The 26,600-nt window shown below is 48.7% G+C and carries 27 protein-coding genes; 17 read left to right on the top strand and 10 right to left on the bottom strand.

All coding sequences use genetic code 11. From position 1 onward, the window contains the following. Window positions 1–22: 22 nt before the first annotated feature. Window positions 23–3,220, bottom strand: a complete 3,198-nt coding sequence (locus AN963_RS26470; protein ID WP_055747487.1) for an Ig-like domain-containing protein — start codon at window positions 3,218–3,220, stop codon at window positions 23–25. Window positions 3,221–3,925: 705 nt separating this feature from the next. On the opposite strand from AN963_RS26470, the gene AN963_RS26475 reads away from it, so the two are divergent. Both AN963_RS26475 and AN963_RS26480 read left to right on the top strand, forming a co-directional pair. Next, the gene (locus AN963_RS26475; protein WP_055747488.1) at window positions 3,926–5,317 is read left to right on the top strand and encodes an MDR family MFS transporter; all 1,392 of its coding nucleotides are present in this window, start codon (window positions 3,926–3,928) and stop codon (window positions 5,315–5,317) included. Window positions 5,318–5,416: 99 nt separating this feature from the next. After that, window positions 5,417–5,935, top strand: coding sequence for a superoxide dismutase family protein (locus AN963_RS26480; protein ID WP_407922569.1), 519 nt, complete (start codon window positions 5,417–5,419; stop codon window positions 5,933–5,935). 510 nt (window positions 5,936–6,445) lie between these two features. On the opposite strand, the gene AN963_RS26485 is transcribed toward AN963_RS26480, so the two are convergent. The 3 genes from AN963_RS26485 to AN963_RS26495 form a co-directional block, all read right to left on the bottom strand. Further along, window positions 6,446–7,276 carry a 1,4-dihydroxy-6-naphthoate synthase gene (locus tag AN963_RS26485; RefSeq protein ID WP_055747490.1) on the bottom strand — a complete coding sequence of 277 codons (831 nt, stop codon included), beginning with the start codon at window positions 7,274–7,276 and terminating at the stop codon, window positions 6,446–6,448. Next, entirely contained in the window at window positions 7,276–7,938 is a 663-nt protein-coding gene (locus AN963_RS26490; RefSeq protein WP_055747491.1) for a futalosine hydrolase, read from the bottom strand. The genes AN963_RS26485 and AN963_RS26490 overlap by 1 nt, the downstream gene beginning before the upstream one ends. A 306-nt stretch (window positions 7,939–8,244) precedes the next feature. After that, window positions 8,245–8,607 (bottom strand): VOC family protein, encoded by a 363-nt coding sequence (locus tag AN963_RS26495; protein ID WP_055747492.1) that lies wholly within the window; start codon window positions 8,605–8,607, stop codon window positions 8,245–8,247. Window positions 8,608–8,871: 264 nt separating this feature from the next. Between AN963_RS26495 and AN963_RS26500 the strand changes: the two genes are divergently transcribed. From AN963_RS26500 to eutH, 3 genes are all read left to right on the top strand, one after another. Continuing rightward, window positions 8,872–9,471 carry a nitroreductase family protein gene (locus AN963_RS26500; protein ID WP_055747493.1) on the top strand — a complete coding sequence of 200 codons (600 nt, stop codon included), beginning with the start codon at window positions 8,872–8,874 and terminating at the stop codon, window positions 9,469–9,471. Between the two features lie 223 nt (window positions 9,472–9,694). Then, window positions 9,695–9,895 (top strand): cold-shock protein, encoded by a 201-nt coding sequence (locus AN963_RS26505; protein ID WP_023556290.1) that lies wholly within the window; start codon window positions 9,695–9,697, stop codon window positions 9,893–9,895. Between the two features lie 370 nt (window positions 9,896–10,265). Then, window positions 10,266–11,543, top strand: coding sequence for an ethanolamine utilization protein EutH (gene eutH, locus AN963_RS26510; RefSeq protein ID WP_055747494.1), 1,278 nt, complete (start codon window positions 10,266–10,268; stop codon window positions 11,541–11,543). Window positions 11,544–11,596: 53 nt separating this feature from the next. Here eutH and AN963_RS26515 read toward each other — a convergent pair whose 3' ends face one another. After that, on the bottom strand, window positions 11,597–11,923 hold the full coding sequence (locus AN963_RS26515) for a YnfA family protein (RefSeq protein ID WP_055747495.1): 327 nt from the start codon (window positions 11,921–11,923) through the stop codon (window positions 11,597–11,599). 111 nt (window positions 11,924–12,034) lie between these two features. On the opposite strand from AN963_RS26515, the gene AN963_RS26520 reads away from it, so the two are divergent. After that, window positions 12,035–12,820, top strand: a complete 786-nt coding sequence (locus tag AN963_RS26520) for an FkbM family methyltransferase (protein ID WP_161827307.1) — start codon at window positions 12,035–12,037, stop codon at window positions 12,818–12,820. A gap of 3 nt (window positions 12,821–12,823) precedes the next feature. Here the strand turns inward: AN963_RS26520 and AN963_RS26525 are convergent, their stop codons facing one another. Then, window positions 12,824–13,306 carry an SRPBCC family protein gene (locus AN963_RS26525; RefSeq protein ID WP_055747496.1) on the bottom strand — a complete coding sequence of 161 codons (483 nt, stop codon included), beginning with the start codon at window positions 13,304–13,306 and terminating at the stop codon, window positions 12,824–12,826. 201 nt (window positions 13,307–13,507) lie between these two features. Between AN963_RS26525 and AN963_RS26530 the strand changes: the two genes are divergently transcribed. Further along, window positions 13,508–14,389 (top strand): YitT family protein, encoded by an 882-nt coding sequence (locus AN963_RS26530; protein ID WP_055747497.1) that lies wholly within the window; start codon window positions 13,508–13,510, stop codon window positions 14,387–14,389. Window positions 14,390–14,444: 55 nt separating this feature from the next. Here AN963_RS26530 and AN963_RS26535 read toward each other — a convergent pair whose 3' ends face one another. Together AN963_RS26535 and AN963_RS26540 are read right to left on the bottom strand one after the other, a co-directional pair. After that, entirely contained in the window at window positions 14,445–16,172 is a 1,728-nt protein-coding gene (locus AN963_RS26535) for a sensor histidine kinase (RefSeq protein WP_055747498.1), read from the bottom strand. Further along, window positions 16,169–16,891: a response regulator transcription factor gene (locus tag AN963_RS26540; protein WP_055747499.1), complete on the bottom strand. Its 723-nt coding sequence runs from the start codon at window positions 16,889–16,891 to the stop codon at window positions 16,169–16,171. The genes AN963_RS26535 and AN963_RS26540 overlap by 4 nt, the downstream gene beginning before the upstream one ends. 137 nt (window positions 16,892–17,028) lie before the next feature. Here AN963_RS26540 and AN963_RS26545 point away from each other — a divergent pair, with 137 nt between their 5' ends. Beyond that, window positions 17,029–17,712, top strand: a complete 684-nt coding sequence (locus tag AN963_RS26545; protein ID WP_055747500.1) for an ABC transporter permease — start codon at window positions 17,029–17,031, stop codon at window positions 17,710–17,712. Then, the gene (locus tag AN963_RS26550) at window positions 17,712–18,629 is read left to right on the top strand and encodes an ABC transporter ATP-binding protein (protein WP_055747501.1); all 918 of its coding nucleotides are present in this window, start codon (window positions 17,712–17,714) and stop codon (window positions 18,627–18,629) included. Before AN963_RS26545 ends, AN963_RS26550 begins: the two co-directional genes overlap by 1 nt. Window positions 18,630–18,860: 231 nt before the next feature. Here AN963_RS26550 and AN963_RS26555 read toward each other — a convergent pair whose 3' ends face one another. Continuing rightward, entirely contained in the window at window positions 18,861–19,565 is a 705-nt protein-coding gene (locus AN963_RS26555) for an HAD family hydrolase (RefSeq protein ID WP_055747502.1), read from the bottom strand. A gap of 84 nt (window positions 19,566–19,649) precedes the next feature. Continuing rightward, entirely contained in the window at window positions 19,650–20,060 is a 411-nt protein-coding gene (locus AN963_RS26560; protein ID WP_055747893.1) for an acyl-CoA thioesterase, read from the bottom strand. 158 nt (window positions 20,061–20,218) lie between these two features. Here AN963_RS26560 and AN963_RS26565 point away from each other — a divergent pair, with 158 nt between their 5' ends. The 8 genes from AN963_RS26565 (at window position 20,219) to AN963_RS26595 (ending at window position 26,599) form a co-directional block, all read left to right on the top strand. Next, window positions 20,219–20,674, top strand: coding sequence for a DinB family protein (locus AN963_RS26565; RefSeq protein ID WP_055747503.1), 456 nt, complete (start codon window positions 20,219–20,221; stop codon window positions 20,672–20,674). Then, window positions 20,671–21,189, top strand: a complete 519-nt coding sequence (locus AN963_RS26570; protein ID WP_055747504.1) for a GNAT family N-acetyltransferase — start codon at window positions 20,671–20,673, stop codon at window positions 21,187–21,189. Before AN963_RS26565 ends, AN963_RS26570 begins: the two co-directional genes overlap by 4 nt. A gap of 131 nt (window positions 21,190–21,320) precedes the next feature. Further along, window positions 21,321–22,238: a DMT family transporter gene (locus AN963_RS26575; protein ID WP_055747505.1), complete on the top strand. Its 918-nt coding sequence runs from the start codon at window positions 21,321–21,323 to the stop codon at window positions 22,236–22,238. 242 nt (window positions 22,239–22,480) lie between these two features. Then, window positions 22,481–23,575 (top strand): iron-containing alcohol dehydrogenase family protein, encoded by a 1,095-nt coding sequence (locus tag AN963_RS26580; RefSeq protein WP_055747506.1) that lies wholly within the window; start codon window positions 22,481–22,483, stop codon window positions 23,573–23,575. Next, entirely contained in the window at window positions 23,572–24,681 is a 1,110-nt protein-coding gene (gene hisC, locus AN963_RS26585) for a histidinol-phosphate transaminase (RefSeq protein WP_055747507.1), read from the top strand. Before AN963_RS26580 ends, hisC begins: the two co-directional genes overlap by 4 nt. A gap of 19 nt (window positions 24,682–24,700) precedes the next feature. After that, window positions 24,701–25,297 carry an ABC transporter substrate-binding protein gene (locus AN963_RS32165; RefSeq protein ID WP_236708096.1) on the top strand — a complete coding sequence of 199 codons (597 nt, stop codon included), beginning with the start codon at window positions 24,701–24,703 and terminating at the stop codon, window positions 25,295–25,297. Beyond that, the gene (locus AN963_RS32170) at window positions 25,298–25,711 is read left to right on the top strand and encodes a substrate-binding domain-containing protein (RefSeq protein ID WP_236708097.1); all 414 of its coding nucleotides are present in this window, start codon (window positions 25,298–25,300) and stop codon (window positions 25,709–25,711) included. A gap of 90 nt (window positions 25,712–25,801) precedes the next feature. After that, the gene (locus AN963_RS26595) at window positions 25,802–26,599 is read left to right on the top strand and encodes an ABC transporter permease (protein WP_055747508.1); all 798 of its coding nucleotides are present in this window, start codon (window positions 25,802–25,804) and stop codon (window positions 26,597–26,599) included. Window position 26,600 lies beyond the last annotated feature (1 nt).

Below are 26,600 nucleotides of genomic sequence, written 5' to 3' on the forward strand. Positions count from 1 at the left end.
CGACGTAAGAGACAGCCTCTTTTCAGTATCCTCTGACGTTTACGGTAATTTTACTCGTCTTTCCTCCGTAGCTCACAGAAATGGTGGTCTTGCCTTTCTTGTGAGCGGTCACCTTCCCATCTTCTACCGTAGCGATTTCCGGGTCTGCAACCTCCCACTCTACTACCTCGTTGATGCGTTCGTCATACACTCTTTCATAAACAGCATACACGTCCAGCATCGTGGAGTCGTTTTCCTTTAGATTCAAGGAAGAAGGAGCGATCTTGATCTTTTCGAACTTCTCCTTGTCCTTCACGACCAGAATGCGTACCGTTACTTTTTTGTAGCCATATTCGGCTGTCACGATAGCTTTGCCCGGTTTTCCGGCGATGATTTCCCCTTCAGCCGTCACTTCTACTACATCCAGGTTACTCGAAGACCAGTTGGCAAGCTCGGTTATGTCTTGGCTGCCTTTGTCACTCAAAGTCGCAATCAAGTGTAGCTGCCTGTATTCGCCGTCCTCCAGAACTGCCTTGTCTCCTGGAGTCACCAAAATGGAGCGGATGGTTTTCTTGGAGATGGTAACAGGGATGGTCAGCTCTTCCCCTTGGTAGCTTACCGTGATGAAGTCCTCGCCCTCTTTTTTGCCCGACTTGATGCGACCGTTCTGGACAGTGACGAGGCTATTGTCTGTGCTATAGCTAACATCCGGATCTTTGGTAATATTTCTTCTCTTGCTACCATCCTTCTTGTAAATGCTGATCGTTGTCGTAATTCCGGGACGTAGCCAGAGAGCAGATTCCGAAGCCTCCAACATTCCATCTGCTTCTTCCTCTTTCGTCACACTGACCGTCGAGGAGGCCGTTTTTTGTCCGTCCTTGGTCGTAGCAGTGATTTCAGCTTCGCCCGCTCTATTTGCTGTAACTTCGCCCTCTTCGTCTACACTTGCCACTCGTGGATCGCTACTCGACCAGGTGAGGGATTGATTGGTAGCATTTTCAGGAAAGACAGTTGCTTTTAACCTTTTCGTCTCGCCCATAGCCAATGTAAACGAGCTCTCATCAAGCGATACGTCCTTCACAGGTATGGTCGTCGGCGGAGTCGGTGATGGTGGATTATACACGCGCAGCTCAATGCTTTCTTGCAAAGCAGTGACGTTATTTGCCTCATCTCGCAATTCGAGCAAAACCTTTTTTGTTCCATTACCAGTTGGCAAGGTCCATGCGGTGGATGGCGTGTAAGGCTGCCAGCTGCTCCACGCTTCGTTTTCGTTGGCCATGCGCATTTCGATTTGGCTCTGTGTGTCTGTACCTGTGATGGTCAGGGTAACCCGAGTGGAACTGGTAGTAGCAGCCCCGCTGTTGATCGTAAAGCTTCCACTTGGCGGGGTTTTATCGATCGTGAAGTGAACGGTTGTGGAAAGACCTGATGTATCGGTCACGATCAAGTTGTATCTTCCTTCTTGCGACACCGTGGTACCACTCGTGAAATCTGCACCATTCAACTTCGCACTGCCTTTATTGAAGGTAATCGTCACGTCCGAATTGTAGATGCTGCTATCGGTTACTCCTGTTACAATAGGTCCTGTTGTACTCAGCGTGATGCTTTTAGAGAAGGAACCGACATTGCCTGCTTGATCGCGTACCTCCATCGTAACAATTTTCAGCCCGTCTCCGTTTGTCAGCGTCCACTCCGGTAATGGGATTTGGGAAGACCAAGCTGTCCAGTTGCCATCTTCATTGGATAGACGAAACTCCATTTGATGTCCATCGCTTGCAAAAAGGCTCAACAATACTTGACGCGATGATGTGTGACTAGCACCATTGTTGATCTGGATACTTCCTGTTGGCTTTATCTGGTCCAGAATGATGCTATCCGTCTCAATCGTTTCGTGACCGGCTGCGTCTATCAGCTTCACGTAAACCGTTTTGTCCCCATCACCACTGGTTAGGACCCATGCCTTATTCGCAGAAAATGGTTCTCGTGCACTCCATGTCACACCGTCGTTGGAAAAAGCCATGTCGACACTTGTTAAATCCGACACGGTCAAGCTTAGGGTCACGGAGGTATTATTGGTAAAGGCTGCTCCGCCGTTGATCATTATCGTTGCTGTCGGTGCTGTCTTATCCACTGTAAATTGTATGGTTGTCGTATCGCCACCATCACTGGTCGCAATCAGAGTATAATGGCCTTCACCGCTAAGGGTGGAACCGCTGGTAAAAGGACTGCCGTTCAGTACAGCCGTGGCTGTCCCACTGTCAAAGGTAACCGTGACATTATGATTGTAGATTCCTCCATCAACGACTCCGGTAACAACGGGTGGATTGTATACTTTTGTGACATTGATGGTGAAGGGTTTGACAAGCGTGTTGCCTGCCGAATCAGTTGCTTGGATGGATATCGAATAAGCATTTTTTGTTTTATAGTCTAGAGGAGTGTTCGTTTTCAAGGCGTTTCCACTTATCGTAAATGCTGCTGCATCCACTCCACCCAATGAGTAGGTGAAGGTCTCACCTGCATCTGCATCAGTGGCAGAGAGTGTTCCGATTGTCGTGCCAATTGGGCTGTTTTCTTGGATGGAGCTGCTGGACAACGCGATGTCTGTAGGTGGAGTGTTGACATTGTAGGAGATTTCCAGATAAGTATTTACATTTGGATCATTGACTTTGCTATCTTTGATCCAAAAATATTTGCTGAGTTGCGAATTATCGTTCCCTTCCAAAACAAACGTTACTTTATCTCTCCCTTCCCCAAGCTTTGATTTTACATACTGGGTTACATCGATGCTTTGCCTGCCAACTTTAGAGATGGGGTAATTCATGAAAACCGGACTATTTTTCCATGGTAAATTTAAGGTGCGATCTTCCAACCAGTTTATATCCTCTGACCCAAAAACATTTACAAAGGTGCTTGCACCTGATGTTCCTAAGATATTCATATTCAGAACAGCCTTTGTAATCTTCGCATGTTGCGGGATCGACCCGAAATTATATCGCATGGCTCCCTTCTGATCCCCGAACCCCGGATCATAACCGATATAAAGAAAATTACCCTGCGCTCCCCCTCCCTCCGGATCTCCATCTGGATAGCCTTCGATATTGTCAACGAACTTGTCCGCTTCAGGCCTAAGCTGTAACAGCGATTCCTGTTCAGCAGCTCGCGCCTCTTTCTGAAAGAAAATAGTGGGGAACAGAGTAACGATCAAAGTAAAAACAAGTAGACGTGCAATATGCTTTTTCATAAGACTCCTCTCTCCTCTATCAAACTAACCAAGTTCGGTGTCTTCCCCTGTTGTCTTTTTACGAAAAATGATTGGCGAATAACGATATTACCTCTCGATGATTATACGATCGACATTCTCACAATTCTGTAACCGCGGTCACATTATGTAAATTTTTTCTTATTCCAACCAAGCTATTCTACCAAGCGCCTCAAGAAAAATAACCCAACTAAAGTTAGCAAAAGGGAATTCTTATCCCTTCACCTTCCTCCCCAGGATCACATTAATGCTACCAAAACGAAAAGGATCGGGGAACGATCACAGCTCATCAAAACGAAGAAATAGCCCCATCGCGACGCCAATCGCAATGAGACTCCGGGTATAAACTATGATCTTTTACTTCCCTCGGTGCTTTGCCTTCGCCTTTTGCACCTTGATTTCCCGTTTCCGGGCATGCAATCGAATATTCGTCCTCATCATGCGGCGCCAAGCCTGTGACGGGAATCTAGCATCTGCCCGAAAAAAAGAAACCACAAAAAACTCGCAAGAATGACTCGCTCAAACAAAAAAAGAACACCCCATCTGGGGCGTTCTCTAGCTATAGGATAACTTCAAGAAAAGAATAAGTCTACTCTTTTTTTCGATTTCTCGATATATTTTATCTGCTGCTTCCGCGGGCCAGCTAATAATGCATTGCATGATGCAAAGGAAAGGAAGCGTTTTGTTATGTCCAGCGACGCACGTCATGTACGACTGATCACGACCAGTCTCTTATTGGGGTTGATTTTGTCATCCATCGATCAGACCATTGTTTCCACTGCAATGCCCAGCGTTAGTAATGAATTGGGAGGGATTTCCCTATATAGCTGGGTGTTTGCCATCTACATGTTAGCTTCTACTACCTCCATGCCGATTTACGGAAAAACGGCTGATCTGTTTGGACGCAAGAAAATGTATTTGATCGGGTTGTTTTTCTTTCTGGCTGGTTCCGCCTTATGTGGTTTTGCTCAAACGATGACCGAGCTGATTGTGTACCGAGGCATTCAAGGGCTTGGCGCAGGAACGTTAATGCCCATTGCCTTTACGATCCTTGCAGATATCTATCCACCCGAAAAGATCGGAAAGTTTCAAGGGATGTTTAGCGCCGTATTCGCTGTATCGAGTGTCCTGGGTCCTGCCATTGGGGGAACGATCGTCGAGCAATGGCATTGGGGATGGATCTTTTTCATTAACCTTCCGATCGGCATTCCTGCTTTTTTCTTGCTGGCATTTTCGCTGAAAGAAAAGAAAGGGAACGAGAAACGATCCATCGACTGGATGGGAGCTGTTACACTTAGTGGCGCTGTCATCTCCCTCTTACTGGCTATGGTCCTGATAGGGAATGGGCAGGAAGGGGGAGTTCCGAGTGAATGGCAATCTCCGCGCACGATCGGAATGTTGAGTGCTAGCACCATCCTTCTCGCCCTGTTTTTATGGCTAGAAACGAAAGCAAAGGAGCCCATCATTCCGCTCCATTTGTTCAAGCTACCTGCCATTGCGTTTGGAAACATCTCTGGATTCTTTGTCAGCGCGGCGCTGTTCAGTGCAATTGCGTATATTCCTTTGTTCGTTCAGGGCGGGATCGGGCTAAGTCCTTCTCAAGCCGGCTATCTGTTATCCCCGCTGATGCTCGCAACGGTCGTCACCTCGAGCATCGGTGGACGCTTGATAAGCAAAGTATCTTATCGAACGATTCTCCTGCCGAGTCTGGCTGTGATGGCCAGCGGATTCTTTCTTTTGCAGCTGATCGATATGGATACTCCCACCTCTGTCATTGTTCTGGATTTGATTGTCATCGGCTTGGGGATGGGCGCCGTCTACCCTACGCTTGGTACTGCCGCGGTGAGATCAGTCGATCCTGTTAATCGGGGAGTTGCATCTTCTTCTTCGCAATTTTTCCGTTCGATTGGCGGGACGATCGGGGTCAGTGTACTGGGCAGTCTGCTTAGCCATTCCTTTCAAACCGTGTTTTTTGCAGGCTTTGTCTTCGTTTGTGTCGGCTTACTGGCGACCGTCTTTTTGGGAAAGGCTCGTTTGATTCCCAAGGCAACATCGGATCGAGACTCTTCTATGAAATAGAAAAAAGGACGTGCTTTTCTTTACAGGAACCCAGCGCCCAGCTCCCACATATGCTAAACCAGAAAAATTCAGATAGTGAGGATGAAGTATGGCATGAGCATGTATCACCCCAATGGGTACCACCCTCAATCCGTATCTTCTCAACAAGGATATAGGCCCACACAATCTTTTGCGGAAATTCATGGCGGACCTTTGGCTCCCGATTTGCAGGGATATATCGTATTTACAGATGTCCCATACGGCACGGAAGTCTACGTCGAGGTCAGCGGTCTGCCGGAATACCAGCCAGCAAGCGGTGCTCAGCAGCCGGTCGGTCCATTCGGCTTTCACGTGCACGATAAAAGTGCATGCGTCGTAGGTGATCCCAATGATCCGTTTCAGTCAGCTGGCTCTCACTGGAATCCAACCCACCAACCTCATGGCAATCACGCAGGGGACTTTCCCGTGCTTTTTTCCAATGATGGATATGCACGCATGAATTTTTTCACGAACAAATTTCAGGCAGCAGATGTCGTTGGCAAAACGATCATTATCCATCAAAACCCGGACGATTTCCGCACACAGCCTTCTGGCAATTCGGGCAAACGATTGGCTTGTGGCGTCATCCAGGCAGGGTGATTGTTTACCCCTTTTGCTTGGTGGTCGATCGGACTTTAGTGGAGGAGTGGAAAAAGGGGAAAATACCTTCGAAGCGCAACGATCGGGAAAATAAGCTTTTGCTCCTTGAACCTCGTAGAACAGGTGGCTAGAAACTACAACGGCTGGCAGGAGAAGCAGGTTTCCAGGCGGAGCGACTCCGGAACCCAGCTTAGCAGAACAACGAATTTACGGGATCAAGAAGCGGTACCTCTGTGTTCGCTTCGAAGCGGCTACTACTTTACCGCTTCCCCGTGAATCGTTGTGGAGCGGACAGACTAATCTTCTTCGTAGGGTGTAGGCTGGAGCGGAGATCGGAAACCTGCTTCTCCCCACCTCAGCTATGTTGATATCCCCATCTTTGTTAATGGCTACACCAAGCTTTTGCCGGGGAGTTGCACGGTAATGAATAGAAAATTTATTGATTCCTTTCTGTACAAAAAGACTCTGTCGCACGTACCACATAGCGATTACAGAGTCTTTTTTCATGTATCAGGAACGCAAGAGAGCTAGATCAAATTTCGGGACAAGCCCCTCATCTGCAGCCCGAGAGAGCAATGCCGTGATTGCGGCAAATCCATCCTCCCCCAAGTCTCGCGTAAATTCATTGACGTACAAATCAATATGCGCTTGTGTAACCTCTGGCGCCATCTCTTGTGCGTGACACGCGACGTATTCTTTCGATGCTTGAGGATGTGCCCATGCGCATTCGACGGAAGCACGCGTCCATTTGGTCAAAGAATCGATATCCATAGAGCGACGCGCGATAATAGCACCCAAAGGAATCGGCAGACCCGTGTCTGACTCCCACCAGTTGCCCAAGTCTGTCATCAACGTCAATCCGTAGTTTTGGTAAGTAAATCGCGCTTCGTGAATGACCAGACCCGCATCAATTTTTCCATCACGCACAGCCGGCATGATCTCATGGAACGGCATGACGACAATCTCGCCTACGCCACCAGGCACGTTTTGCGCTGCCCACAACCGGAACAACAAGTAGGCTGTTGAACGCTCACTCGGAACAGCCACCCGCTTACCTGACAGTTGAGCTGGGTCGCTACTGTCTTGCGTCAAAACGAGAGGGCCGCACCCTCTGCCCAACGCGCCACCGCACGGAATCAGTGCGTAGTCTTTCAACACCCATGGCAGAGCCGCATAGGAAATTTTCATGACCTCTGGGCCTTCCGTGTTGATGGCCAAGTGATTGGTAATATCGATATCTGCATACATAATATCCAGCTCAGGAGCACCCGGAATGAGCCCGTGCGCCCAGGCATGGAATACAAAGGTGTCATTTGGACATGGGGAAAATGCGATTTTCATCATAATACCTCCCGTAATACGGAACTGGCCGCTTCCAATGCAGCCAATGCGTCTTTGATTCGCCATGCGGACTTGTCTCGTGGTCCAATCGCATTGGATACTGCCCGGATCTCTAATACAGGTACGCCGACATCCTGTGCAGCAACGGCTACGCCATACCCTTCCATCGCTTCGGCAGCAGCACCTGGCATCCTTTTGGAAAGCACTAGCGCCGTCGCAGCTGTACCGGTCACAGTAGACAGCGTGAGGACAGGTCCCTTTCTCGCAGACAAGCCTGCTCGTTGCAGAGCATCTGTCACATGTGCAACCAGCTCTTGATCGACTGGGACACTGGCAGAACCGAATCCGAGCTCGTCCAAGCTAGAAAAACCCTCTGCCGTTTCTGCTCCAAGATCCGCGCATACGATTTCACTGGCAACAACCAGTGAGCCTACCTCCGCTTGGTCGACAAAACCACCACTGATCCCGGCACAAATGACCAAATCAAATGGCTCTTCTGTCGCCAAAATTCTCGCCGTACTCGCCGCAGCAGCGATCGGACCTACTCCACCGATTCGGACCGTGAACCGACTGTCATCGCGAAGCCCGCGCAAAACCGCCACACGCTCCGGCTCGACTGAGGTTACGATCAGCACTCGCTTCTCGTTTTGTGCAGCCTCCATTGGCAAACTGCCTCCTTCCTACCCTCGACTTTTGTTGCTATTTTTACTTTCATTCCACTTCCAACGTTATCGCTACTTTCACTCGGTGTAAAGTTGTTTACGCAGTTTGCTAGAATTCAGGAAAAATATTACAATAGCTGTCCGTAGTAATTCCACGAAAGAGGTTCTCGTATGAAACCACTCTAACGCCTTCTATTTCGTACGTATGATTGTCTAACAGTCTATGAACGAACAAAAAAAGAACCTGGTCCACAGATAGGTACTGATCTGCTTACAGGTTCATCCCTTTATCATGGACAAGCCTTACTAATCTTTTAACAAAAAGCTGTTGCCGTCCTCATCCTTAAAGGAAACGAACGTGCCCCATTGCATTTTGTTCGGCTCTCCCTCAAATTCTACACCGTTTGCCTTCATCGTCGCGTACGTCGCCTTCACATCCTCGCACACAAAAACGATCGACGCCTTCAGCTCTCCCCAGTTCTTCATCATTCTCTTTGGGTAGATGACGAGAGCAGTCTCTGCCTCAGTCGGTCCTACCTCCAACCAGCTGCTGTCTGGTCCCATCGGATGCTCCTGCTTAATCTCGAAACCTACTTTCTCTGTCCAAAATGATTTTGCCTTTTGCTGGTCCTCCACATAAACGGCCACTGTCGCGATTTTACGAATCATCGTTGCCCTCCTTGAATGTTCTCTCCTGTAGCGGTTCAGGTCTTCCTTATTCTTCTCACTTGCCCGCTTCTTCAACTACGACAATCCGGATTCAACTTCCTGCTCCTTTTTCATGCATTTAGACTTTAGAAAAGATAGATACTTGACAAAAATTAGTATATAAAATAAAGTCAATTACGAAAAGTAAGCTACTGGGCTTCGCATACTTTTCTCGCTCTGAACGCATGATGGTAAATAAAAAGATCAATCCAGGAGGGAATTTCCATGGGAAAAGATTTCTTTACAGCCATAAAAGACAGAAGAACGTACTACGGCATTAGCAAAGAGACGGTTGTTTCTGACCAACGTATTCAGGAGATCATTAACGAAGCAGTGAAATACACACCTTCCTCCTTTAACTCACAGAGTGCGCGCGTGGTCGTATTATTGGGTGAACAGCACGACAAGCTGTGGGATCTCACCAAAGAAACATTGCGTAAAATTGTTCCAGCCGAAAACTTTGCTTCCACCGAAGAAAAAATGGACGCTTTCCGTAGCGGTTATGGATCCGTCTTGTTCTTCGAAGACCAGAGCGTGATCGAGAATTTGCAAAGTCAGTTTGCCCTCTACAAAGACAACTTCCCTGTTTGGTCGGAGCAATCATCTGGCATGCTTCAATTGGTTGTATGGACAGCTTTGGAGGCCGAGGGCTTTGGAGCCTCTCTCCAGCACTACAATCCGCTGATTAATGAAGGGGTCCAACAAGAGTGGAACGTACCGAGCTCGTGGAAGCTGATCGCCCAAATGCCTTTTGGAAAACCAACCTCTACTCCGGGCGAAAAACAATTCCAGCCACTAGATGAACGCGTGAAGGTTTTCTCCTAAGATTGCATACAAAAGACGGCAAGACGACCTGTTTTGCCGTCTACTTATTTGATTGCTTTCCTCGCCGGGCTGTGGTAGTATAAACCTAAACAAAAGATTTTTTTAAGCGTTCACATATTGTAAAGGGTTTACATGTATGTTTGAACCTTTTACAATGTGTGAATTTTTATTTTACCCATAAATAAAAGTTGCATATTCATTTTATTTTTTGGAGGTAACACCCATGCAAACAGGTACAGTAAAATGGTTCAACGCTGAAAAAGGTTATGGCTTCATCGCAGTTGAAGGCGGAAACGATGTATTCGTTCACTTCAGCGCTATCCAAGGTGAAGGTTTCAAATCCCTCGAAGAAGGCCAACGCGTTGAGTTCAACGTAGTAGAAGGCAACCGTGGACCACAAGCTGAGAACGTTGTAAAACTGTAATCGGCTTTCAAAAGCTGTCCTTCTGAATAGAGGGACAGCTTTTTTTGTTCCCTATTTCTCACCAAGGTCGTTCTTTCTTCCTAAAGAGATTGTTGACATGCTGGGCCTGTAACCATATAATCACGTTATAATGCAGAGTAAAGCAACGGCGCTTTTCCAGCATAAATTGTCCGACTAGATGAATTTATCAGTGGGACGCACTTGTTTCAGCTCTTATTTTTTTCTTTCGATTGTAAGCGGTTCCAGATGGTTTTTAGCTAGGTGTTTGTACACAAGTCCATACAAATAAGCAAAGGCGCTTAGGAAATTCTCGGTTTCGAGAACCTAAGTGCCTTCATTGTTTTCATTCCTAAAAAAGGCGGGGTTGTCCATGGAACACATTGGAAGTGTCATTATCTACATTATCATGTTATGTGCCGTCATCGGTGCTGTCGCAGCCATTCGCAACAGTGATGAAGGACTTGGCAAGGAGTTCATGGAAGGCTTGCATTCGACCGGGTATATCTTTGTGCCAGCCGCCGGTATCATGGCCTCCCTCCCTTATATTTCCTGGTTCGTCGAAAAAGCGGTTTCCCCCATTTTCCATGCGATCGGGGCTGACCCAGCACTGGCGGCTACCGCCATCCTCGCCTCTGACATGGGCGGTTACCAACTAGCGAATATCTTGAAAAGCTCTACAGAAGGTTGGGTCATGGCAATGGTCGTGGGGCTCATGGCCGGTGCTACGATCGTGTTCTCCATTCCGATGGGACTCGCCATGCTCGACAAGCGCGACCATAAATACATGGCACTGGGAGTCATGTCCGGTATCTTGACCGTTCCGATCGGGGCATTTATCACCAGTGCCATCCTTTCCTTGACCAATGCGCAGGTACGCGCGGAGATTTCCACTAATGCTGATTCCACTTATGCTTTTGCGATCGGAATTGGACAAGTCCTCTTGAATCTGTCACCGATCCTGATTTTCGTCGTAGCCATTGCGGCAGGACTGCGCTTTATGCCGGACCTGATGATTCGCGGATTCATGCTCTTCGGGAAAACGATGGACGCCGGCATCAAGCTCGTACTCGTCTTTTCTATCGTACAGCACTTTACCGGGCTCTTCTCTACTTTGTTTGGCGCATGGGGCTTCGACCCGATCATCGCCGACCCCAAAGACCAGTATCGCGCACTCGAAACAGCTGGTTATATCGGTATCATGTTGGCAGGTGCTTTCCCAATGGTTTACTTGCTGCGTAAATATGCTGCGAAGCCTCTGGAAGCCTTGGGTAACAAACTGGGCTTGAGCTCTACGGGTAGTGCCGGGCTGCTCGCCACAATCGCAAACATTCTCGCTATGTTCCGTCTCGTCCGTTCGATGCCGCCTAAAGACAAAGTCATCAACATTTCCTTTGCCGTCTGTGCTGCTTTTCTTTTGGGCGATCACCTTTCTTTCTCCGCCAACTTCCAGCCAAACATCATTCTCCCTGTGATGCTAGGTAAATTGGGTGCCGGCGTGATTGCCATCGCTCTCTCGTATTGGCTTTCCGTACCAAAAGCTCTCGAGCTGGAAAGACAAGACCGCGCCGCTGGCATTATCGGGCCAGATGAGTATCTCGATGAAAAACAATCGCCCATCGTGAGTGAAGTTGCTGCAACAAAAGAATAATCGTTATTCCAACGAAAAAAGGAGCCGTCCACGAAATGCTGGACAGGCTCCTTTTATTGTCGTGGCGCCCAGAGCATGATACTCACACCGATCAAACAAATACCGGCACCCATCCAGTCGTACAGATCGGGTGTCTTTTTGTCGACCAGCCAGCCCCAAAGCACGGCTAGAATGATAAATACCCCTCCATATGCTGCGTACACACGACCAAAGGAAGGATAGCTCTGAAATGTCGGGATCACCCCGTACAGGATCAGGATGATTCCTCCCATGATGCCGTATCCGACTGGTTTGGACTCTTTGAGCCAGAGCCAGATCAAATATCCGCCACCGATTTCAGCTAATCCCGCCAACAGGAACAGGACGATCGATCCCATCATATTCTACCTCACTCCTGCCTCTCTATATGTCTGAAAGAAAACGCGTCTGAAAACGACTCGTCTTACATACCTTGTAGTGTGTTTTTTAGATCTGAGCAAGGAGTGAATTACTTGAAGCAGCCCGTCTATCTGGGGAGCCAACGGCTTTTACTGACAACTTCACACGGAAGCAAGCTCCTCTGTCCATCCGATGATCTGAGTGTATCCCTCGAATTGGCGGCGAGCGGAACATTTGAGGCACCCCTCACCAAATACTTTCTGCACCATGTGCTGCCCGGACACACCATCCTCGATCTCGGGGCACACATCGGATATTATTCCGTTCTGTTCGGGCGGCTCATCGGTCCTACGGGAAAGCTATTCGCTTATGAAGCACATCCCCGAGCGTATGCGTTCTTGATGGACAATCTCTCGATCAACGATCTTCACGACAGGACACGCGCCTACCATCGCGCCGTTTACTCGTGTGAGACCACCTTACCCTTTTACGCGAGCAAACGCTACTTGGGAAACAGCTCCATCCACCAGCATCACGAAACATACTTTCTGCATTACGTGGACGAATTTGAAACGATTTCCATTGATACGGTCGTCCTGGATGACCACCAACGTGATCTGGAATCCATCGACTTTATTAAAATGGACATGGAAGGAAGCGAATATCAGGCTTTTTTAGGGATGGAACGAATCATCAGAGAGCAGGCAAAAACCGTCGTTTTTGAAGTGAATCGCTCCATGCTTCACGATGACTGGGACGCCTTTGTAACGCTCCTTCGCTCCTACAGACATCAGTTCAACAAACAATTCTATGTGATCACACAAGAAGGCTCTACCGTTGAAATGGACCTCGAAATTATATTAAGCTCAGGCGAATGTCCGTATTTGGTCATGTGCTGACGATTACTTCAAGTTTACTTGAGGGGCGCAGCACAAGTCCCCCTTTCCTGATTCGATCGCGGCCCGTAGACTCGATAGAGCATGGAACCAGGCCCTTTCATGCCAGGAGCGGGCATTCTCCCACTCCTCGCCTTCCTTCCAGCCAAAATGCTCGATGACGATTCGGGTCTTTCCTTCATTCTCGGACAAAGAAACGAGCACGTACGTCAGGGAATCATCGTGATTCATCAAGTCCGCAAAATCATCGGGCCCCTTCCACGTAAAGCCTAGACGTTCTTTTGGTTCAAAAAGTGTGATGATGCACCCGCTTGTCCCCATCTGATCGCGGTTGTCAGGGGTAAAGAACAGCTCAAACGCCCCACCGAGCCGTGGTTCAATATTTGCTTCAGGCGCGAACCATTGGACGATCCGTTCGCTCCGAGTCCACGCCCACCATACTTGCTCCATGGATGAAACGATTTCTGTTTCTACTTGAAAGGCACTCATTGGCAACCTTCCTCCTTCTTATTGTCCCAACCCTTTGAAAATAGCAACGTTCCCCTTTCCAGTCAATACCAATCGAAAGAGAATCTCCTATAAACAGATATGAATGTACTTTTTTTTGCAAGATCGCACATTTAAACCTTAGGCACACTAAAATGAATGTTATAATGATAATGTAAACAATCAATATTTGGGAGGGGAACGATGGAACAAACAATCGCCAAATCGACTCACCAAAAATTGCCGTTGGGAAAACTGCTGAAAAGAATCTTCTTCATCCTGATCGGTGCTTCTCTCGTCTCTGTAGGTCTGGAAATCTTCTTGGTTCCGAATCAAATTATTGACGGTGGTATTGTAGGCATCTCGATTATTGCGTCTCATTTGACTGGATGGACTCTTGGCATTTTTCTATTTTTACTCAACTTACCATTCCTGGTTGTTGGCTACAGACAGATCGGAAAGACATTTGCCTTGTCTACCCTATTTGGAGTAACCATCATGTCGGTCGGAACCGCTCTGTTGCATCCGGTTCCAGGATTGACGGATGACCCGCTGCTCGCTGCAGTATTTGGCGGAATCATTTTGGGTATTGGTGTTGGTCTCGTCCTTCGTTATGGAGGATCTCTGGATGGTACGGAGATTATCGCCGTCTTGTTTAATAAGAAAACCCCTTTCTCCGTTGGTGAGATCGTCATGTTTTTCAACCTATTCATTTTGGGCAGTGCCGGATTTGTTTTCGGTTGGGATCGTGCGATGTATTCGCTGATCGCCTATTACATTGCTTTCAAAATGATCGATCTGACCATCGAAGGCTTCCAGGAATCCAAGTCCGTTTGGATTATTAGCGACAATCACAAAGATGTAGGAGACGCGATTGTTGCTCGTCTGGGCCGCGGTGTCACCTATCTGAAAGGTGAAGGGGGCTACACAGGCGATGAGAAGAAAGTCGTTTTCTGCATCATTACCCGTCTGGAAGAAGCAAAGCTGAAGCTGATCGTCGAGGAAGTAGACCCGAATGCCTTTTTGGCTGTCGGTAACATCCACGATGTACGCGGCGGACAGTTTAAAAAGAAAGCTATTCACTAACAATAGGAATAAAAACGAAAGCGCCACCCGTTCAATCCCGGGAGGCGCTTATTTATTATGCTAGACTCTTTTGGCCTGGGAACATCACGCTGACTGCTGTTCCGCTCCCAAGCTCACTCCTTACCTCGATTTCACCCTCATGCGCCAACACCAGCTGCTTGGCGATCGCCATCCCCAAGCCCGTTCCACTGACATCCTCCTGAGTATGGCCGCCTCGATAGTATCGTTCAAACAGATTTTCTTTGGTTTCCTCATCCATCCCTGGCCCATTGTCCTTTACCTCGATCACAAAGCCACCGTCCTGCCTACTGGCAATCGAGACGATTACCTGGGTGTTTGCTGGTGTATGCTTGATGGCATTCGCCAAGATGTTTACCATGATGCGCCTGAACCACTTCGGATCTACTTCTGTCGTGAGGGTCCGCGTGTCTGACTGGAACTCAATCACATGGTCGGCGGCACTTGGGTCGTTTACCATATCCACCGTAATCCGACGAATCGTTTCCACGATTTCTACTGGTTCCTTGACCATCGACAGGGCATGATTTTTCAGACGGTAGGTGAGATTCAAATCCTCGATCAAGTCATCCATATACTCGGCCTTTTCACGAATCGTCCTGCCAAACTCTCTGATTTCCCTCTGCCCCCACTCGTATGGACTGGAATCAAGAATAGAAGCGTAGCCAAAGATGGAGCTGAGCGGTGTCTTCAAGTCATGAGAGAGGCCGGTGATCCACTCCTCCCGCGTCCGCTCTACGTCGCGTTGCCGCTGTTCATTCATGCGCAGTGTCGTAGTCAAATGCTGCAAGGAATCAAACATGTCCTTGTAGACTGCAAACGATTTTTTCCGTTTGCCACTGCGAGTCGTTCCTACCTTTTTACCCTTTCTGTTTACTGGCTCCTCATAGTGTCCTTTTGCCAACTGCTCCAACCAGTTGACCATATGTAAAAGTGGTTGTCCCACCCGAAGTGCATACCAGATACCTGCCACCAAAATACAGAGCAGCAAGACAAGCAAGAGCTGTCGCAGCGCGTACGCTACGATGTCGTTGATAGACGAATCAGCATCTCCCATCGCTGGGTCGGGTGATAGAGGCACACCAACCACATAGGTGAGCCTACTCGTTTGATCAAAATGGCTAAGGATGAAATCATTCTCCAAGACTTCCGCCAAGTCGAGGCGTCTGGAGACTTCTGGTTGATTTAGCTCCTCAACGAGCTGACCATTCCTGTCATAAACAGCGAACCAAGCCTTTTCCCGGGAAAAGGCGGTTTGGATATCTTTCTTTCCTTTCCAGCCACCTTCAGGCATAGAGGTAGTCACCAAAAGCTTTAGCAGTCTGGTACCCGGAGATGGCGTCCCGTAGTAGACGATCAGCTTTTCCCCTCTTGACTCAACTACCCAAAACTTCACTCGGTAAGGAAAATCAAGCGAAGGCTGAGACTGTTCGATACGTACACCCGGCGCTTGAATGCCAGTAAGCTCTGGAGGGGTGCGATAGGAGTAGACGACATCGCCGTATTTTCCGAGGATTTGCAGCCAACCGTTATGGCTTTCCACGCTTCGTTGTATCTCCTCATTTACTCCAACGTTCTCTCCCCCGTAAATCAGTCGTGCCTCGATGTCAGTGGTGCTTAATCCAGACAGATCGGATGCGATTTGTTCATTCGTCACTCGGGTTCCCAGAATCAGCATGGATATAGTCAGACACAGGAGCAGCACTAGAACGAATCCAAAAAACTGCCTGACGTATTGGACAATCAGCTTGTTGCGCAGACTCATGGGTGAGATCTCCCAGGGCTCACCAGCTTATACCCCAAGCCTCTGACCGTTACAAGATGCTTGGGCGCAGAAGGCAGTTCCTCGATCCGCTGACGTAGCTTATGAATATGCACCATGACTGTATTTTCATCAAACAAGCCGTACTCGTCCTTCCATACATGGTCGTAGATCTGCTCTTTGGTAAAAACGCGGTTTGGATTCTGACAAAAGAAAGTGAGCAATTGGAAGACCTGCGCCGGACAATCTACCTGTTCTCCGTCCACAATTAGTTCAGCGGCGTCCAGATTCACTCGGAACCTTCCAAAGTCGTAGACTCTCTCCTCTGGCAAAGGTGTCTGCCCTGCTCCCATCGAACGCCGCAGATGCGCCTTCATTCGCGCTACGACCTCCAGTGGATGAAAGGGCTTGGTGATATAATCATCGGCCCCATAGGCAAACCCGCTCAACTTATCGAAATCCGTGCCTCGTGCCGTCAGGAAGAAGATCGGCGCATTCGTTCGCTGCCGCACTGCAGAGCACAGTTCAAACCCGCTCTTGTCTGGGAGCATGACATCCAGAATGAACAGTTGATACGTCTTTTCTTCGATCAAACGCAGAGCCTGATCTGCATGCGTGCACGTATCTACTTGGGCAAAGCCTTCCTTTTGCAGCACGGTCTTGAGCATCTGCAAAATGGCTTCCTCGTCATCGACAATTAAAATATTTGCTTGTGTTTCCATAGTCCGTCCCTCCTTGCTCCCCCCTATCATATCACGCGTATCTGCTTCCTATGAGCAAAGGTAAGGCAATGGTAAGGTAGCGTTTCACTTCTAGAAAGCTGTGTGAGCTACAATAAATGTGAAAGGAGTGAACAACGATGTGGGCCATTTGCCAACACGAATTTTTCCGTTTGTTTAAAAGTATGAAATCGTTAATTACCGTCGCCTTTATTGTCGGCGTATCGTATTGGGTGTCTGATCTGGTGAACCAAGCTGCCAGCTTTTTGCCAACGAACGAACTCGCCAAAGGACATGCCCTGGGAGTCTTTGCCCTGGTTATGCTATTTGGACCTCTGTTTGTCTTTAGCCTTTCCCACGATGTACTGAACCGGGAGCTGGCAGGTCGGACGATTCGCTTTCTCGTCACGCGAACTTCGCGACAAAAGATTATCGTTGGCAAGTTTCTCGGCGTACTTCTCTTTTGGCTGGCGTGCATGGTGGTCACCTTTGGTGTCGTTCTGGCGACTGTGCATACGTTTGACGCCAAAACCTTTTACCAATGCGTGACGCTGCTCGTGTACTGCATTTCTCTGGCTCTCTTGCTCTCGCTCGCTGTGCCCCGACCTAGCTACACCATGTTTTTGGGGATCGTCGTAGCGATGGCTTTGCCCGGAGTAGGATTGTGGAGTCTTTTCTCCAGCCATCCTGCTGCGCAATGGATTGTTTATTTGACCCCGTTCAAATTCATCGAGAAAGGGGTAGCATGGACAGGCTTTATCTGGCTCTATGCCGCTCTGTTCCTGACTGCCTCCATCTTTCTATTCCGTAGGAGGGATTGCTGATGGACATCTTGGAAACGGTCCAACTGACGAAACGCTTTGGAGAACGGACAGTCGTGAAGGGGGTAGACTTGACCGTACAACGCGGAGAAATCTTTGGCTTTCTGGGGAGAAATGGCGCGGGAAAATCTACGTTTATCAACATGCTGACAGGCATTCTACTGCCTTCCTCCGGGACGATCCGGATGTTTGGAGGAGAAGGAAGTCTGGATGATTGGAAGCGGCGGATCGGCGTGCTGCCTGATTACTCGACCTTTTACGACTCCCTGTCTGCTGCCGAGCATCTCCGTTATTTTGCAAGCATCAAAGGCGTTCGGATGACCGATCAGGAGTGTGCCCGCATTCTTGCCTCCGTAGAGCTGGAAGAACATGCCTCGCGCAAAGCCAAGACGTTTTCCTTTGGTATGAAGAAAAAGCTGGGTATCGCGCAAGCGCTCGTGGGTGACCCGGAGCTGCTGTTTCTCGATGAGCCCACATCCGGCGTGGACGTCGAGTCATCCCTGCATATTCAGGAGCTGCTCCGCTCTTTGCATCAGCAAGGCAAGACGATATTCATGACCTCGCACAACCTGCATGAGGTAGAAAAAATCTGTAGTCGTATTGCGATCATGAAGGACGGAAAAATTGGTTCGCTCGGTAGCTTGGGTGAGCTGCAGGCAGCTCATCAGACTTGGCGAAATGTGAGCGTACGCCATTCTGCTTTCGCTCTGGACAGCCAGCCTACCCTGGTAGCTTTTGTTCAATCGCTCGGACGAAATGTCCAATGGGAAGCTGGTCGCTTCTCTCTTCAAGTAGATGAAGACCAAAAAATCGCCTCCCTCGTACGCGCACTCGTGCAGGCACGGGTGGATGTCTACGGCGTTTCCGTGGATGAGCCTTCGCTGGAGAAAATCTTCCTCGAGGAGGAAGCTACTGTCTAAGAAAAAAGCAGCTCTCCTTCATATACAATGTCGGAGAGCTGTTTTCCTTATTATTTCTTGTTAATTCTTCAAGGTATTGTTTCGCTGTTTCTGTAATTTGGATGTGTGATTTCTGATGGTATCGATCAAGTGAATAGTCAAACATGTCCCTCCAATAGTTAGAGCCAGCCGTTTAAACCTATTTGGCTGGCCCTATGCTTCATTTCATTAGTCATTTTTACTACAACGTTTTTATACAAATGCCCGTAACTGTTCCAATCGCTCTATCGTTGCCAGAGGCTCGTGGCTCGTCTCGGGCTTTTTGCCTTTCGGATTGATCCAGACCGCGGAGAGTCCGGCATCCATCGCTCCGGAGACATCCGCCTCCCACGTATCTCCCACGAACAGTACTTGCGAAGCCTCCACACCCAGCTCCTCCAAAACAGTCGCATAGATGCGCGGGTCTGGCTTGTGATAACCGATCAGCTCAGAGAGAAAAACGCGCTCTTTCGGAAAGTAATCAGACAATCCCAGACGACTCAGCTTGATAAAAGCCATATCGACCGGACCGTTGGTGACGATGCCCAACGTGTAACGGCTGGCTAATTCGGCGATTAGTTCTTGTACAGCCGGATCAGGGGTGACAGCATCCATACAGACAGCAGCGTATGCTTGCTGAAAGCCATTGACTTCCTCGACACTGACTTGGCGATTGAAATCTGCCATCGACCGTTGCAGCCGCAATTGACGGTATTGTGTAAAGTCGTATCGCTTGGCGATCACATCGACCCACAAATCATCACCGTGGCGGCGTAATGCCGCAAGTAAAGCTGCACCATCCAGATCAGCGGTCAAAGGATGCGTCGCCACTGTATGCTGCATTCCCTTTTCCCAACAAGCTGAAAAATCGAACAAAGTATCATCTAGATCAAATAAGATCGTTGTAAAAACAGACATGCACCGTCACTCCTCTCACGTTCATTGTAACGGAAAAAAGCATGCCTGAGGGGAGGAAACTAGCACTGCAAGTCTCGTTCTTTGTTATTTGACGGGCAGTTCAGCAAACAGTGCTTCTCGTAGCTCCTCGGGAATAGCCGTAGAACGACGGGAGTTGGCATCGATCATGACCATCGTGACATCAGCGTCTGCCACCAGCTGTTCCGATTGATTAAATAGCTCATGCTTGATGACAAAGCTCTTTTCTCCGACTTTGACAGCTGACGTTCTTGCTATGACCTGTTCTCGAATGCGTAGTTCTTTTCGGTAGTTGATGTTGATATTGACGACCACAGGCATGATGGCACGGCGTTGCAGCTCGTCGAGGGTCAGCCCCGTCTGCCAGATCCAGTCAAATCGAGCCCACTCCATATACTCCAAGTATTTGGCATTGTTCACGTGACCGATGAAGTCAAGATCTGTGGAACGTACTGAGAATTCAATTTGATGCGGCATCCCCATCACTCCTTTTACTTTCCTCCAGTATAACGAATTTACAGAACTGAGTGAACGTTCATTCGCAATATTCAAAATGATTCGGCTGTTCATTTGTCCCATTTCTCCTATAATAAAGAGAGATGTCATGTTACAAGTGACCAGGAAGGATGATCGCGATGTTTGAGCATACACTGCTCCCTGCACTGCAAACAGCTCGCTCTCGTTATACAGACGTGCTGGCAAATCTAGACGAAAAGGAGCTTGTCTGGAAATTGGCCCCTGGCTCCAACTCGGTCGGCTTCTTGATCCGTCACATTGCCGAGGTCGAGTATCGCTTCTGTTTGATGTTTTTTCAGCGTCCGATACCAGAGGGCGTGGAGCTTGCCACAATCGGAAAAGTCAAAGACGAAGGAATCTACACAGATCTGTCTTCTCTCCATTCTTTCCGTGAAGCTTCGTTTGCTTATTTGCTCGAATCACTCGCTGCTTTGCCTGAAGAGGCATGGGACATCCCCTGTGAGGCGCCTATTGCGACCATCACTCCTCGTCAGGCGCTCGGACGTCTGATCTATCACAACGGATATCACGCAGGTCAAATTGGTCTGATTCGCAAATACGGAGGAAATGAATGAGTCTTGCTTTAACGGGGGAACGGATCGTACTGCGTGAAACGGTGCGTGATGAACTCCCTGCCCTCTTATCCGTTTACAACAGCAATCCTGATTACAACCTTTTGCGAAACGGTACAGAAGAAGTGACTTTGGCAGAAGTGGCAGCGGAATACGACTCCACTCTGAGCATTCCCACCGGTCACTGGCTGACGTTGTCGGCCGACGGTCAGATGATCGGCGTGATGCATCTCGTCGTCTCCAATCCGGCCGATCAGAAAAGCTGGATCAGCCTACTACTACTCCACCCTGACTTCCAACGAAAAGGGTATGGCAGGGAAGCCGTTCACCTAGCTGAAACCTACTGCGCCTCTGCTGGCAGTCTCCACGTACATCACGGTGTGATCGCCCAAAATGAGCAGGCTCTCCTTTTCTGGGGCAAGCTCGGATATGAACAGTATCGTCAGGTGCATGCACCAGCCGGTCGCCTGGTACAGCCTGTTTTACTCGTAGCAAAATGGCTAACCTCAATGCAATGAGGAGGTGAAACGAATGGCACTCCACATGTATGAATGTGATGTACCTGCTACCCTCTCCTAGTCGTGAGGGAGCCATTCCCCTCGGCTACGGAATCTCACCTTTTTACTGAACATTCCGGGAGGGGCTATTCATGAATCAATTACAATGGAAACAACAGTTATTTGGAGCACTATGCCTGACGTTGGCTGCAGCCATCTGGGGCGGCGTCTACGTCGTGAGCAAGGTCGTTCTCGACGTCATTCCGCCGTTTACGTTACTAATTTTGCGCTTTGCGATTGCATTGGTAGTATTGGGTGCCTTTGTTGTTGCGAGAAGAGAATACATCGCCAAAAAAGATTACCCGATGATCATGCTCATCGCCTTTGTGGGGGTCACTATCTCGATTGCCGCCCAGTTTCTCGGAACCAAGCTGTCTACCGCTCATATGGGAGCCCTGATCACTTCAGCGTCTCCTGCCTTTATCGCCATCTTTGCCGTTTGGCTACTAAAGGAGAGCATCAACTGGAAGCAGCTTGCGGGAATCCTGCTCGCTACAGTCGGTGTCCTCATCGTCATCGGCGTGCCTGATCAGGCAGATGCCGAGTCGTCACTGACAGGCAACCTGATCCTGCTCGTCGCCGCCGTCAGCTGGGGACTGTATACCGTTCTCAGCAAGAAAGCGACACAGACCTATTCATCGCTCGCCGTTACCACATACGTAGCCTTGTTCGGCTTGATTTTCACCAGCCCCATCATGGTGTGGGAATTATCAGCCACTCCCATATCCTGGCAGTTTGGCTGGGAAATTTGGGCGGGCGTCCTGTATATCGGGATCATTTCGACGGCGGGTGCGTTCTACTTGTGGAACAAAGGCTTTGAGCTAATGCATGCGGGCAGCGGTGCAGGCTTCTTCTTTGTGCAGCCGATTGTCGGCGCATGTTTGGGCTGGCTGCTTCTACATGAGCATCTGGGAGTAAGCTTTTTTGCTGGAGCGATCTTTATCTTTCTGGGTGTGGCCCTCTCCAATCTGCGAAAGTCCAAGACTGCCGAGCAGGAGCGCGAAGCCTAAGCAAAATACAACTCTACACGATACGAAATTGGCTGTTGTCCGGCGGATGCTTGGGCAACAGCTTTTTCCTTATTAATGAAAGTAGTATTTCGGATGAGATTACTGTTTTCAAAAGTGTAAAAATAAATTAAAATAAATAAAAATTTAGTTTCGTAACAAGTTGACAAATTTTTGTTAAAATCATAAAATACTTATTTGTATATTCATTCACATTCATGAATAAACCTACAGGAGATGTCGTCATGTTTACTATTCCAGGCCCTGGAAAATACGTTCGAGAAGTAGAGCTAGTAAATGAGATTGGTGCCTATATTCGTGGATTCGGAAACAGTGCACTCTTGATCGGCGGGAAAACGGCATTGTCGGTCGTAGAATCTACCATCACAGCTAGCTTGGAAAAAGAAGGAATTGATCATCTAGGATTCGTTTGGTACGGCGGTGAATGCTCGTGGTCGAAAGTAGAAGAGCTCCTAGCGATTGTCCAGGAGAAAAAGCCCGAGGTACTGGTAGCTGTCGGGGGCGGCAAGGCCATTGATACAGTGAAAGCAGTCGCTTTTGCTGCCAATCTGCCATTGCTCGCAGTACCTACGATCGCAGCTACATGTGCACCAGCTACTCCGATCGCTATCATGTATGACGATGAAGGAACATTCATAGAAATTAGCCATCGCTCCAAGGCGCCCAATGTTGTGCTCGTAGACACCAAAGTGATCAGCGCAGCGCCCTACCGCTTCCTCGCAGCAGGGATCGGCGACACATTGGCCAAATGGTTCGAATCTTCCGTATCTGTACAAAAAAGCCAACCGACTGCGCTCAACCAAAGTGCAGTACGCCTGGCAGAAGGCCTCTACCAACTGCTCCTGGAAAAAGGTCCATCTGCGATAGAGACGATCAAACAAGGAAAAGTCGATCAGTCCGTGAATGATGTCATCGACAGCATTATCCTGATCAGTGGTAGCGTAAGCGGCTATGGCGGTGACGATTGCCGAACGGCTGCAGCGCACGCGATTTATTCCGGTTTGACCATCTTCCCCGAAGTACACGATACCTATCACGGTGAGATCGTTGCTTTCGGGATTCTTTCCCAGCTCGTCCTGGAAGGCAAAAGCGAAGAAACCATTCGCGAGCTGATTTCCTACTATCAAAAGGTAGAGCTGCCTTACACACTCGCAGATATGGCGATCACGGAGCTGTCACAGGAAGATTGGGATCGCTTGGGAGTCGTGACGGTCGGTATCGAAGACATGGACAACATGCCTTTTGCGGTAACCCCTGACATGGTCGTAAAAGCGATCCAGGGAGCCGATCAAATCGGAAGGAAGGTTAACCAGCAATGAAACTTACGCAAATGGTCCGCCATGTATACCCCAACCTGATGCCGTATACGTGCTCACTTGCCGATCTACCTGTAGAAGAAATGAAACAGGTGCTGGGTAAAGAGCAGGTGTACAAGCTGTCCTTTAACGAAAATCCGTTGGGCCCTTCACCGAAAGCCATTGAGGCGATGCAGCAATCTCTTTTGCAATTGAATCTGTACCCGAGCTCCAACGGGGAAGCTGTCTTGAACAAGATCGCGGAAAAAGAAGGCGTACAGCCACATAACGTCATCTTGTCCAATGGCGCGGATGAGATGATCATTCTCGTCGCTCAAACGTTCCTGGAGCCTGAGGACGAGGCGATTATTCCAGAAATTTGTTTCGTTCAGTATCTGGCTTCTACTCACCTGATGGGTGCCAAACCCGTCTTCTCTCCAATGAAAGAAGATCTCGGCATTGATCTGGAAGGTGTTCTGCAAAAGATTTCAGAGAAAACAAAGGTCATCTTCCTCTGCAATCCGAACAATCCGACTGGTACCGTCATTCCGTCCGATGAGCTGAAAGCTTTTATTGAGAGAGTTCCGGAAAACGTACTCGTCGTCATCGACGAAGCCTACCACGAATTCGCGGAAGGTGATGGCTATGCCTCTTCTGTCGAGTTCGTCAAGGACTTTGCCAATGTGTTCGTCATCCGTACGTTCTCGAAAATCTATTCGATGGCTGCTGCAAGGATTGGTTACGGAATTGGACAGGCTGAGCTGGTCGATGCGGTCAACCACGTCAGACCTCCGTTTAACGTAAACAGCATCGCTCAAGCAGGAGCGTTGGCTAGCCTCGATGATTCCGAGCACGTAGCCGAATCAAGACGGAACAACCAAATCGGCAAACAGCTTCTGTGCAAGACGTTTGAAGAACTGGGACTCTCCTACCTCAAGAGCCAGGCAAACTTTGTCTGTGTGGATACAGGCAGAGATGGCAAGGAAGTATTTGATCGTCTGGCTGAGCGCGGTTTTATCGTGCGTACGCTAGCGGGATATGGTCTCACAAGCTCTCTTCGCGTATCGATTGGTCGCCAAGAGGAGATGGAAGCTTTCGTTGCGGCATTTAAAGAAGTCATACAAAACTAACACATAAGGGGATTTTACATTGAAAAAGTTTCTGTTTTTGCTGTTGTCGGTAATGGTTGCCCTCACTGCAGTCGGTTGTGGCTCTTCCAACCAAGCAAACCAAGCGAAGCCTGCTGAAGGTAGCAATGCTGCTGCCTCCAAAACACCGTTGAAAGTAACACTGCCTACATGGACAGGCTATGGCCCATTGTTCCTGGCGAAAGAAAAAGGATTGTTTGAAAAGCATGGCGTAGATGTGGAGCTGTCCATCATTGAAGGCCTGGCAGAGCGCAAACAAGCTCTAGCTGGTGGACAAGTAGACGGTATGGCAACTGCACTCGACGTGCAAGTAACACTGGCTGCTGCTGGCGTACCTATGCAAGTGGTTTGGCTGCTCGATGACTCTTTCGGTGGCGATGGGATCATTGCCAAGAACGAAATCGCAACTGTTGCTGATTTGAAAGGCAAAAAAGTAGCGTTTGAACAAGGCTCCACTAGCCACATGCTGATTCTCACTGCTTTAAAACAAGCGAATTTAACTGACAAAGACGTAGAAATGGTACAAATGTCTGCAGGTGATGCCGGCGCCGCTTTCGTGGCTGGTAAAGTAGATGCAGCTGTAACGTGGGAGCCATGATTGAGCAAAGCTTCCCAAGCAAACGGTAAGGTTCTCCTTTCTACCAAAGATTTGTCCGGTATCATCGTTGATACTGTCGGCTTCAAAAAAGACGTGATCGAACAACGTCCAGACGATATCAAAGCATTCGTAGCAGCGATGTCAGATGCTATGGATTACTGGAAGCAAAATACAGACGAGTCCAATCAAATCATGGCAAAAGGTCTGAAAATCGACCTAGCTGAATTTACCGGCACTGTACCAGGACTGAAATTCCTGTACAAAGAAGACAACAAGAAACTGTTTGGCGATGGAAAAGGCGATATTTACGTCTCCACCAAAAATGCCATCGACTTCTACATGGAACAAAAATTAATCGATAACGCTCCTAAGCCAGAAGACGTATTGAACTCGACATTTGTTGGAGGACTATAAGGGAGAGCCCACTTGGGCCTCCTTTTCTCTTGCAAGACCCCAATAAGTAGAATCACACCCACTAAACTTGATTACAAATGAGGAATGACGATGTGGAAAAATGTCTTTACCCCGAATAAGGATATCGCCAAACCTCTCTACTCGGGGGCTGGAATTGCTACCTTTCTTCTTCTGCTTCTTATCTGGTCTGTACTCAGCTACGGAGGATTCGTCAATCCGCTGTTCCTCCCTGCTCCTGACAAGATCGTCAAAACAGCCTTCTCTATGTTTTCCAGTGGAGAGATCTGGGGCGATATCGGCATCAGTTTTTCACGGGTAGCTCTCGGATTTATCATTGCGGCTCTCATCGGTGTACCGCTGGGCATGCTGATGGGTAGCTTACGCATTATGCAGGGAGCATTTGAACCGATCATCGGCTTCATTCGCTATATGCCTGCCTCGGCCTTTATCCCTTTGTTAATCTTGTGGATCGGCCTCGGTGAAGGGGAAAAAATGGCTGTCATCTTCTTGGGCACCTTTTTCCAGCTGACACTCATGGTGATGGACGTGACGAAGAACATTCAGAATGAACTGATTGAGGTCTCCTATACACTGGGTGCGAAAAGCTTTCAGCTCTTTAAACGAGTCATCCTCCCCGCTTCCTTGCCAGGGATTGTCGATACGCTCCGTATCACGTTTGGCTGGGCCTGGACGTATCTGGTTGTCGCTGAGCTGGTCGGTGCATCGGATGGTCTCGGATTTATGATCATGCAGGCTTCCCGCTTTTTGAAGCCGGACAAAATTATCGTCGGGATCTTGATCATCGGGGTACTGGGATTGATCATGGACTTGATTTTTAAAGCGATCTATCGCGCATCCTTCTCCTGGATGAGAAAGGAAGGATCTTAAG

Origin of the sequence: Brevibacillus choshinensis, from assembly GCF_001420695.1 — a bacterium.
Lineage (GTDB): Bacteria > Bacillota > Bacilli > Brevibacillales > Brevibacillaceae > Brevibacillus > Brevibacillus choshinensis.